General features: G+C 42.4%; 10 protein-coding genes (1 of these 10 only partly in view). 8 read left to right on the forward strand and 2 right to left on the reverse strand.

The window, feature by feature from the left end; translation table 11 throughout:
* Positions 1-8: 8 nt before the first annotated feature.
* Entirely contained in the window at positions 9-839 is an 831-nt protein-coding gene (locus tag FHG67_RS08575) for an SDR family oxidoreductase (protein ID WP_004499048.1), read from the reverse strand.
* Between the two features lie 128 nt (positions 840-967).
* On the opposite strand from FHG67_RS08575, the gene FHG67_RS22330 reads away from it, so the two are divergent.
* The 3 genes from FHG67_RS22330 to FHG67_RS08585 all read left to right on the forward strand — a co-directional run bounded on the left by FHG67_RS22330 (position 968) and on the right by FHG67_RS08585 (position 3,017).
* Positions 968-1,096: a hypothetical protein gene (locus tag FHG67_RS22330; RefSeq protein ID WP_004499086.1), complete on the forward strand. Its 129-nt coding sequence runs from the start codon at positions 968-970 to the stop codon at positions 1,094-1,096.
* Between the two features lie 529 nt (positions 1,097-1,625).
* A complete protein-coding gene (locus FHG67_RS08580; RefSeq protein WP_004497599.1) occupies positions 1,626-1,826 on the forward strand; it encodes an LIC12338 family lipoprotein in 201 nt (66 codons plus the stop codon).
* A 12-nt stretch (positions 1,827-1,838) separates the two neighbouring features.
* A complete protein-coding gene (locus tag FHG67_RS08585; RefSeq protein WP_004499074.1) occupies positions 1,839-3,017 on the forward strand; it encodes an LIC_12337 family protein in 1,179 nt (392 codons plus the stop codon).
* A gap of 313 nt (positions 3,018-3,330) precedes the next feature.
* On the opposite strand, the gene FHG67_RS08590 is transcribed toward FHG67_RS08585, so the two are convergent.
* Positions 3,331-4,650, reverse strand: coding sequence for a sterol desaturase family protein (locus tag FHG67_RS08590; protein ID WP_026054352.1), 1,320 nt, complete (start codon positions 4,648-4,650; stop codon positions 3,331-3,333).
* 578 nt (positions 4,651-5,228) lie between these two features.
* Between FHG67_RS08590 and FHG67_RS08595 the strand changes: the two genes are divergently transcribed.
* From FHG67_RS08595 to FHG67_RS08615, 5 genes are all read left to right on the forward strand, one after another.
* Positions 5,229-6,290: a saccharopine dehydrogenase family protein gene (locus FHG67_RS08595; protein WP_142499739.1), complete on the forward strand. Its 1,062-nt coding sequence runs from the start codon at positions 5,229-5,231 to the stop codon at positions 6,288-6,290.
* 156 nt (positions 6,291-6,446) lie between these two features.
* Positions 6,447-7,034 carry a hypothetical protein gene (locus FHG67_RS08600; RefSeq protein ID WP_002622951.1) on the forward strand — a complete coding sequence of 196 codons (588 nt, stop codon included), beginning with the start codon at positions 6,447-6,449 and terminating at the stop codon, positions 7,032-7,034.
* Positions 7,010-8,617: a TolC family protein gene (locus tag FHG67_RS08605; RefSeq protein ID WP_004497623.1), complete on the forward strand. Its 1,608-nt coding sequence runs from the start codon at positions 7,010-7,012 to the stop codon at positions 8,615-8,617. The genes FHG67_RS08600 and FHG67_RS08605 overlap by 25 nt, the downstream gene beginning before the upstream one ends.
* 14 nt (positions 8,618-8,631) lie before the next feature.
* Positions 8,632-9,816, forward strand: a complete 1,185-nt coding sequence (locus tag FHG67_RS08610; protein WP_172616527.1) for an efflux RND transporter periplasmic adaptor subunit — start codon at positions 8,632-8,634, stop codon at positions 9,814-9,816.
* Between the two features lie 56 nt (positions 9,817-9,872).
* Positions 9,873-10,435: the 5' portion of a lipoate--protein ligase family protein gene (locus FHG67_RS08615; protein WP_004499061.1), read on the forward strand. The gene runs 358 nt beyond the window's last position; 563 of the gene's 921 nt are visible here — the first part of the coding sequence; its start codon is at positions 9,873-9,875; the stop codon falls past the right edge of the window.

A 10,435-nucleotide genomic window follows, 5' to 3' on the forward strand; every position in this document is an offset into this window, starting at 1 on the left:
AATCGAAATTACGCTACCTTTGCGGATTTGAGCAAGGCAAGTTTAATTATTCTGAAAAAGATTCGATCAGAAAGAAATTTACGCAATCCTAAAAGAGCTACGGCGTCTGTTCCTACGACATAACGAAATCGTTTCGAAGGACTTTTGGCAGCCTTAAAAATTACTTTAGCTACGGTTTCGGAACGGGTGGCCATCATCGCATTTTCCATGTTTTTGAAAACCGTTTCGGAGAATTTTTTATATTCTTCGGGAGCTTTCTCGGAGGTGGACTCGGAAGAACGACTGATAAAATCAGTGGCGATCGCTCCCGGTTCGATAAGTTTCACTCGGATTCCGAGAGGATGTAATTCGTATTGAAGCGATTCTGTGAATCCTTCCAAAGCCCATTTTGTAGAATGATATAGACTATAAAGGGGGATTGTAATTCTTCCTCCCATGGAAGCGACGTTGATGATTAGACCTTTTCTTTTTTTTCGAAAGTGAGGGAGGATTTTTTGGATCACATCCATTGCTCCAAACAAGTTTGTATCGAACTGTCTTTGGATTTGTTCTTTAGCGGCTCCTTCAAAAGGGCCTATGAGTCCGTATCCGGCATTGTTTACTAGAACGTCGATTTCGCCGAAGGTTTTGATTCCTTCTTCGATTGCTTTTTCAATCGTGTTTGGTTTGGTTACATCGAGTTTTGTGCAAAGTAGATTGGAAAGATTTTTCAAATCCTGATCATTTTCGGGATTTCTCATTGTTGCGATTACGTTCCAACCTTTGGTTTGAAAATATATTGCGGCCGCTTTTCCGATTCCGGAAGAGGTTCCGGTTATTAAAACCGTTTTTTGTTTCATTTTGATCTTTTCCTTTGTGACGACTGTAAGTCATTTAAAAATGACTTTGGTCAATTTATGGTAACTTAAAGTCATTGTCAATTGAGACTTGTTTCTTGGATTGGGATTCTCTAAAGGAAAATCGGAGAATGATTCGTTTGATGGCGATCGCTTCCGCTCTTTTAGAAAAGAATGTTGTTTATGAAAGCGCTCTTCGGTTTCAGAATTCCGTTCACACGAGTGTGCTCGAACCTACTCGGAACTTTGCAGGGTTCTAAAACTTAGAAAGTCGGAAGGCGTCGTTTTATTTCTGACCTACCTTCACGCTTTGATCGTCGGTCTCGGCATCATGCCAGATCGCAACTAACGTGAGCAGGGTCGTAATAAATCGATGATTCATTTTCTTACGCCAAACTCACGTTATTCCGTAGAGATGAGTAAAAATGAATGAAATTCATTAAAATATTTTGAAAAACTAACTCAAAAACTTTTCATTTAGATTTGAAATGGCGCTTTCCCGATAATATCAACAGAATTATTTTTGGGACAGACTTTGCTTATTTTTTTGGGAAGATTCTAATTGTTGTGTAAGCTAGGAATCCTGGTTGACCTGCGGTTTCAGTTTGGGTATCTTCCCTTAAGGATCCCGTTTTCCAAAAAGCGAATTTTTGTAACCTTAAATCTTTTTAAAAACGAAAGTTTGAGTTTGGTACGGAATATAAATCAGGAAAGTTCCAAGATTTGAAAAAAGCAAATCAAGCGGCTCTCGGATTTGTTAAAGGTCTCTGATTTTGAGGAAGTGTGCGCATGAAAGTTTTTCGTAAATTTTTATTTGTTGGAATTTTTACAATCGTGCTTTGGAGCGTGTTGTTTGTCATAACTTGCAAGAAGAAAGAAAACGACGACAACACGAATAACGCAATTCTTCTTTGGTTGGCGACTCAACCCTATGTAGAACAAAGTAAGGCCGGTTTTTTTATTATCGTTCCCAAAGGCATTGCTCAGTAAAGGAAAATTCAAATGAAGAAATCATGGATTCTTTTTCTTTCGGCGGGAATCGTTTTGTTTGGAATGGGGCTTAGCTTTCGTTCGGACAAAGTTCCTTTTTTTGTGAGAGAAGACTCTCCCAAACCGTTTCCGATTCGTTTAGAGTTGTTGCAACCTTTGAAAGCGAATGAGGATCGCTGGGGATTTGTAAGGCAGTCCGCAACTTGGGCGAGAGGGAATTCCCTTTTTATGGACGATTTGATCGCCGGGATTCGTAGAAGTTTTCCTACTGGAACTGTAGCGAACATCACTCTTGCTAACCAGAACTTCAACGGACAATCTTATACGCTGCGTCTGAAATTAAATTCCGGTAACGTTTCTTATCAACCGAGTACTCTCGGCAATCCAGCTTTCTATACGAACTTTTTCGAACTTCGTTCTTCTTCCGACGATCAACCCGCTCTTCAATTTTTTTTCGACGATAATCCGAGGGATGCTTCTGGAGACGGGGCTGTTCTTGTGTACCAACTGAGTAGACTCGATCCGACTCGCTGGGCGGGAGCGACAGCGATCATCGAAAGTTACGTTGTTCAACCTGTGGTTACCGGATTTTCGAATCAGGGTTTGATTCAAACTTATTCTTGGAAAGGACCTCTTGGTTCCGACGCGCTTGGGCGGGATGTGGATACTGGTAGGGTAATTCTAGAAGAAATGGACAATCGTACCGTGTTCTGTTTTAAATCGGTTGTAAGTTTCGGCGGAACTACGGATCTGGTTCCGATCAATGCGGGAACACAAGCTCTCGGTTACGCCCATAACCAAGGACTTTGTCCCGGAGCGGGAAGGGAATACTACAAACTCGCTTACAGTCAGAAACTTGATGGAAGCTTAAACGTAACCGCAAAAGCCGGATTAGAACAATTTGCGATCACTTCCGGCCAAGCGATCACTTGCAATGCCACAGTAAATCAGTTTGTGAATTTTACACCGACCTATGGTCTTTTTGATTTCAACGGATTGGTTGCGGAAGGGGTTGCGGCAAATGCGATTCCTTTGGATTTTATTCAAGCGAATCGAGTCGATGGATTGTATGATCGAGTGGGAACCGTCGGAAAATCCGGTGCTACCACAAGTCCTGTAGGTTCAAGTTGGGATACTCTAACAAAAGCGTATATTGATTCGATTACGATCCATTTCGCGAACGTTCCTTAAAAATCATGTTTTCTTAAGCCGAACTCACGTTATTTAAATCTTGGGAAAGGAAACCGAGGACACTTGCTTGGACTGATTTACCTCAATTCTAAGACAAGGTGCTTCCTTGAACGTTTACTTTCTAACAACGACTTTCCACTATTTATAAATGTTCCGATTCATATTAGAGTTGTTGAAAAATTACTTCTCCATCTATTTCATTGAAACGGGCAATTGGAATGCTTTGTTAATCTCCACTATTGAATTTTTCAACAACTCAATTGTGTTCGCTATCCTGTTCGATAGGATAGCCGAACCTAAAGTCTGTGATTTTTTAAGCGGTCCTTTTTAGAATTTCCTGAACCGGATTGATTTCCTGGATGAAAGCAAAGACGCTTCTATGGCTTAGAAACCACATCATGGAAACCGCACCTAGAGCAAGGGTACCTAATGTGATATTCATTTCTTCTGAAAGCGCGTAAGCGCCCGCGACTAGAATCGCCATACGGATCGGCTCCACAAAAAGAGCCCAGCGTTTTCTTTCCAAAATTCCGCCGATCGCAAGCAAAGAAATTAAGGTAATCAGACTGATGACTCCTATGTTGAACCAAGAAAGAGATCCTATCTTGACGAGCATTCCGAACGCCAATGCTACGGAAATAATAAACCACACGAGAGAATACAGACTTAATCCTTTGGGAAGATCAATATCATATTTATGGAATGTATTTGGGGCGACTTCTGGAATCGGATACTGACCACCGAGTTCTTCCGGCCTCCAGCCGGGAAGGGCGAAGAAAACTTTGATCTTATCCGACCAACGAGGACAACGCCAAGCGAGTTCGATCATTTCCCACCAGTAGTGAAGATTAGCCCAAATCGGATTGAAACTACGAAGAGGTTTAACGGTTCCGTAAACCGGTTCCTCCGATTCTGGTTCAAAGGTTCCGAACCATTTGTCGAAAACGATCAACGTTCCGCCGTGATTTTTATCGATGTATCTTGGGTTGATTCCGTGGTGAACTCTATGATGAGAGGGAGTGTTAAAGATCGCCTCAAACCAACGAGGAAGTTTATCGATCGCTTTTGTGTGAATCCAGAATTGATAAATCAGATTGAGTTGTCCGTTCAGAAGCATAACGATCGGAGAAAAACCGATTAGGGCCAAAGGGAGATAAAACACCCAGGTGAAAAGTCCGTGAAGGCTCGCCTGCCTTAAAGCGACCGTAAGATTATATTCTTCACTTTGATGGTGCACAACGTGTCCCGCCCAAAGAAAATTAACCTCGTGACTCAGACGGTGAGCCCAATAATAGGCTAAATCGTAACCGATAAAACAAAGGATCCAAACTGCTACGACAACGATCCAGGCCCAAGTTGGAGAACTAAGTCCTAACATAGCTCCGGAAACAACTTCGCTTGGCCAAGAAGGAAGGTTGAAGATTCTAAAATTTTGATAGATATAGATGTAAGCGGCTAAAGTAATTGTTTTCGAAAAAACTCCCACAACCTGGCTTGCAGTTCCCGTTGAGAGATCGTTGATCGAATCGTTCAGTCGATAGAGTTTGCGCTTGTGATACGCGGAAAACCCAATTTCCAAAAAGATTAATAAAAAGAAAAATGGAATTGCGATCGTGACAAGATTGATTTCCATAACGCCTCTAGTAAGTTCTTCTTTAAGATTGTTCCTCAATACTTTCTTGGTCAATTCAAAAACATCACTCAAGTGCGGTCGTTTTTCGTCACAACCGTTATGGTAAATCGAATCATCCTAAATTGGGATGTCGTGTAATAACTTCTTTTGGAAAAAAGCGATCTATTGGGGAAAAAATCGGAAAGAATGGGTTTTCTGATCCCGGGAAAGGAATACCGATTCATTTTCAACCGCCGAACTCACGTTATTTTATAGAAATCGGTAGTTGTTCGAAAACTTTTTCGTAGTTAGCCGTTTTCGATATATTCGGAATGAGAGGCGAAAGTGCTTGAGTGACGATATGTGATTTTCGTATTTTGCATGATCCTAGATCCGTTTCGGATATGGGATCAAAAACTAGGAAGGGCGTCTTCGAACGAATTTTGGTAGAAGTCTATCTGATTTTAAACGATGATCAAGAAGTGAAATGATGTCGGACCGTTTCAAAGTCAATTCTCGGAATAGATTCTTGGATCGTACTTGTGAAAATTTCCGTCAAAACTTGACGAATTCTTCCGATTGAGAAAAATCTGGCCTTTATGGCGGCTAAGAAAAAAAACTGGCTTTTATACGGAGCAAACGGCTATAGCGGAGAATTGATCGCAAGAAAGGCTGTTGAAAGGGGGCAAAAACCTATCCTTGCGGGAAGATCCGAATCGAAGATTCGTCCTCTTGCGGAAGAACTCGGTCTCCCATACAGGATTTTTTCTTTGGGGAATCCAAAAGAAGTTCAGGCTCAAATCTTGGATTGTTTTTTGGTTTTGCATTGCGCCGGCCCTTTTATAGAAACTGCACTTCCAATGGCGGAAGTTTGTATCGAAGCCGGGGTCCACTATCTGGATATCACGGGAGAAATTTCCGTATATGAAACGCTTCATTCTCTATCTTCTAAAGCGCTTGCAAAAAAGGTAATGCTTCTTCCGGGAGTGGGCTTCGATGTCGTACCTACGGATTGTCTCGCGGTGATGCTCAAGGAAAAACTTCCCAAGGCACATTCTTTGGAACTTGGTTTTTCGGGTTTTACGGATATTTCCGGAGGAACCTTAAAAAGTATGCTCGCTCAACTTCCTCACGGAAGTAGGGTGAGGAGAAACGGAAAGATCGAAACCATTCCTCAACTGAGTTTGAAAAAGGTCGTGGAGATCAGTGGGAAATATGCGGAATTTTTTGCGATTCCCTGGGGAGACGTTTTTACTTCTTTTATCTCCACCGGAATTCCGAACATCACGGTATATTCTTCTTTGCCCGAGTTTCAAACTAAGATTTTAAAACTGTTACAACCTACGGCTTTATTTTTAAAAAACTCTCTGATTCTCAAAGGAATGCAGAAACTCGTAGAACTGACAGTTCGAGGCCCCAATGAAGAAAAAAGAAAAAAGGGGGCGGCTCTTCTTTGGGGTGAGGCTTGGACCGAAGCGAATTCGAAAAAAGTTTCGATTCGAATGCGTTGTTCGGAAGCCTACGAGTTTACGGTCGAATCCGCATTAGCGGCCGTTGCCAAAGTGGAGAAAGGAAAATTCCAAGCGGGTTTTACGACCCCCGGTAAAGTATTCGGTTCCAAATTCGTATTAGAAATTCCAGGCACTAAGATTTTACCTTAAATTTCGAAAGTGTTTGTCAACCTACCGTAAGAAAGTATCGATTCCCTTCGGCGTCTGGGAGATGAACTCCGAACACAAATACATTTCGTCACTATACTTCGACTTTCGGATTGATTTTCAGAGACTGAGTACGTTTGCTGTTTGAGGACACAGCAAATGAACTTTCTTTCCAAACGATCTTTGCCTCGAAAAATATGCGGGATATTCTTTTTCTTAGGTTTGACTTTCTCCTACAATTTGATTTCGGGGCAGGAATCCGAAACGAACTTAAAAAAAACGGAAATTCGGGCCGGAAAGATCTTTCTTGCGGGTCACACAGGAGATCATAGTAAGGATACGGCTGAAATTTTACTTCTGATAAAAAATCTGGTGGAAGATACGGTAGGGAAAAATTTTTCAAAATTACCGGATCGCGTTTCTCCAAAAGACGGATTGCTCTTGGATCTGAAAGGAATTTGGACCCGAGAAGAAATCAAAAAGGAACTTTCCAAAAAAGGAAATTATTTCGAGACTTATTTTTTCGAGCGGGAACTTTTGAAAAAGCAGAAGAATTCTGAAAACGTAAGAACGGTTCGGGATTTGTTTTTGCTTTCGGGGGGAATCGAGGTCGAGTTCTATTATGAAAGTATGACGGAATGCGAATTGAAACTTAAATTTAAAGATAATATGCAGCTGGAGAAAGAACTCATCAATCCATACTTTAAGAAAGTGCAGGGGAAATGGTATCTTCACAGAATGTTTTAAGAACTCCAAGAGGAGAATCGTTTTTTAAAAACGAAGTAAGGAATTTTCCGAAGCAATATCGGAATGAAGTTGGGGCTTGGGTTCGTTTTAAACTTCCGATTTTCTTTTTGGGGAAAACGGAAAATAGAAGAATGCGCGGGTTCAAACCTGGAAAGTTCGCGAATACAATTTTTGTTTTTGGTTTTCTCGGATTTGTTTTCCCATTGTCTTGGATTTACCCGGAAGTAATTCCTTTCGAGCCTCATTTCGTAGCGGAAGAGAAAAAATCGGGCCCCTCCTTTGACGAAAAAAAGTCTCCCATTTTTCAAGAAGGACAAACGCAAACGGAAGTTGAGGCGAATCCGATTCCTTCTTTTTCCGGAAAGGTCATAGACTGGGATGTGGAAAAACTGACGGAGTATGCGGTTTCCAACAATCCTCTTTATCTCGCGGAAAAACAAAATATGAGAATCGAAAGGGGAAAAGTGATCACAGCTTCTCTCTACAGAAATCCGACCATACAACTCCAACAGCAGTTCATCGGAGTCCCCGGAGGAGGGGGTTCGTCCGGTCCACAAATTCTCGGAGCCAACGGCTCTCAAGGAGGACATATGGAAGTGGCACCGGCGCTTTATCAGGATCTGGACGTGTACGGAGTGGTTTCGCTTCGCTCTAAGGTGGCAAAAAAATCTTTTGAAGCGGTTTTGGGAGAATTTGACAACTTCGATAGGCTTTTTCGGCTCAGGCTCAGACAGAACTATTGGGCTTATATCTTTCTTACAAATTTAGTAGATTATAATAAAGAATTTTATGAAAATTATAGCGATCTTCTGGAACTTACGAAATTTCGAGTTGAAAAGGGCGACATCTCTCCTCTCGAATACGAAAGACTCGAGTTGGAAAGAATTCAGGTCGAAAAATTCTACCGCGACGCGCTTGTTCGTAGACAGCTTGTGGAAAAAGAACTTCGAATTCTTTCCGGAATTCGGGAAGCGGAAGGAATCTTTGCGTTTAAGACGGAGATGAGATTTAAATCCTTGGAAGACTTGGGACTCAGGCTCAGAGAGATTACCACGGTCAACCGTCCCGATATCGCCGCACTCGAAGAAAGAGTCAAAGAGAAAAAGCTTAACATCGATCTCCAGAGAAGGGAAGCGCTCGGTTACGTACAAGTCGGGGGAGAATGGAGAATCAAAGGCAATGAACACTATGCGGGTGTTTTTGCGACCGTTCCTCTCCCTTTAAACGACAGAGGTCAGGGTAAGGTTCTTTCCGCAAAAGAAGAACACAAGAAATTCGAACTTGCACTCGAGGCAAAAAAAAGAGAAGTCGACGAAGAGATTGAGGCTTCCAAGAAGGAACTTCTTGCGAGAGAGGATCTTCTTGCAAAGTACGAAAGAATTAATCTGTTGCAAAAGAACAAACAGTTGGAGCAAAAATCCAGAATAGCGTATGTCCGCGGCGCGTCCGACCAGGTAACCTTTCTCCAAGCCGAGAAAAATTATCTTACGGTTCTCAGAGATTATTACGAAGTGTTGTACCTCTATTACAACGCGGTCGAAATATATAAGGCGGCGGTCGGAAAAAAAACGGAGAGGGAATAAATCCTATCTCGGAGATTCGTATGATCATAAGACGATACAAGATTATTCTCGTTCTTCTCGCGGCCTTAAGCGCCGGATATTTCGGATACAGAAAATTCTTCTTTAAAAAACCGGAAGAGAAAAGGCAAACCGTCGTCGATAAAAACAGATTTACCGTATCCGAAGAAATATTAAAAAGACATCCCTTGACGTTTGTCGCTCTGAAAGAAATTTCAGCGGTCGATGAGATTGCTCTTCCCGGAAGGATTTCCTACGATCCCGAAAGTATGGCGAGAGCCGGTTCGACGGTCGAAGGGAGAATCAAAAAGGTTCTCGTGAGAGAAGGGGATCGTGTGAGTCAGGGTTCTCCGCTTGCGATTCTTTCTTCCGTGGTGCTCGGGGAAGTAGAGGCTTCTTACGTGAAAGCGAGAGCTAGTCTCGAAGCGTTAAAGTTACAAGCCGATCGTGCAAAAGAACTTTTCGATATGAAGGTAACTTCCGCCAAAGATTACGAGTTTGCGAATATGCAATACAAAACGGCAAAGATCGAAGTGGAGACAACTCGGATCAAACTTGAAAACTACGGGCTTACTCCCGCGGAAATCGCTGGGATTGAAAGAGGGGTTTACGTTTCTTCCAATCTCGTTTTGAGAAGTTCGATCAACGGAGAGGTTACCGAAAGAAAAGCGGTTCAAGGTCAACAGGTCACAAGAAACGAAGATTTGTTCACCATCGCCAATCTTACCAATTTGATGGTTCTTTTGGAAGTGTATGAAAAAGATCTAGGCACGATCTCCGAAGGAGCCGAGGCGCATATCTATCCTCTGGGAGATAAGGAATCTCCCGGTATCCGCGGCGAAGTCGCATACGTAGGAACCGTTTTAGACAATGTTAAAAGAACTGCGAAATTGAGAATCATGGTTTCTAACCGAAACGGAAAATTAAAACCGGGCCAATCCGTAACCGCAAAAGTAAAGGGAATCGTCGCCGATACGGGAGCGGAACCGAGACGAACTGTTCCTCTCGAAGCCGTTCATGAAATCGAAGGAAAGTCCATCGTGTTTCTTCAGAACGATGACGGAAGTTTTGAAGCCGTCGAAGTGATCACGGGAGATACCGTGGGAGACGAGATTGTCATCAAGGTCGGTCTCAAAGAGGAGGGGGCACGGATCGTTTCGAAAGGATCCTTTATTCTCAAAAGTGAATATTTGAAACTGTAAGGGTTTCGGTATTCGAAAAATTTGGAATAAAATTCGGATTTTTGCCCTCATATCGTATGCGTACATTTGCATTCCTACAAAACTCAAAGAGATCCGCCTCTTACAATCTTGCCATTGAGGAAGCCATCGGACTTCATTTCGTATCGTCCGGTTACGGAGCGGGACTTAGAATTTGGAGAAATCCGCTTTCCATCGTGCTCGGACTTTCGGAGCGGGCGGAGGATACGGTTTTGCCGGAAATTCTAAACATAACTTTGGAATCCGAAAAGAGCCGAACAAATTCGACCGCGTCAGAAAATCGAAATTCGATTTCGAAAAACCCGAAAGAAATTTCCGGAATAAACGATTCGGATTCCATTCGGGGTTTTAAATCTAGGAAACGTTTCGACAAAGAATTTCCCACAATCGTTCGAAGAGCGAGCGGGGGAGGGACAGTCGTTCATCATCCCGAAGAAAATCTGAATTTTACTTTTTTCGTTTCCCTGGACGTAAAACCTGAACTCTACAAGGTAAAGGAATCCTACGGCTATTTTTTAGGCCTGGTAATAAGCGCGTTAAAGCGACAAACGTTAAGCGCGTCTTGTCGTGGAAAATCGGATCTTGCTATTTTGGAACAAGG

Source organism: Leptospira weilii, from assembly GCF_006874765.1.
Lineage (GTDB): Bacteria > Spirochaetota > Leptospiria > Leptospirales > Leptospiraceae > Leptospira > Leptospira weilii.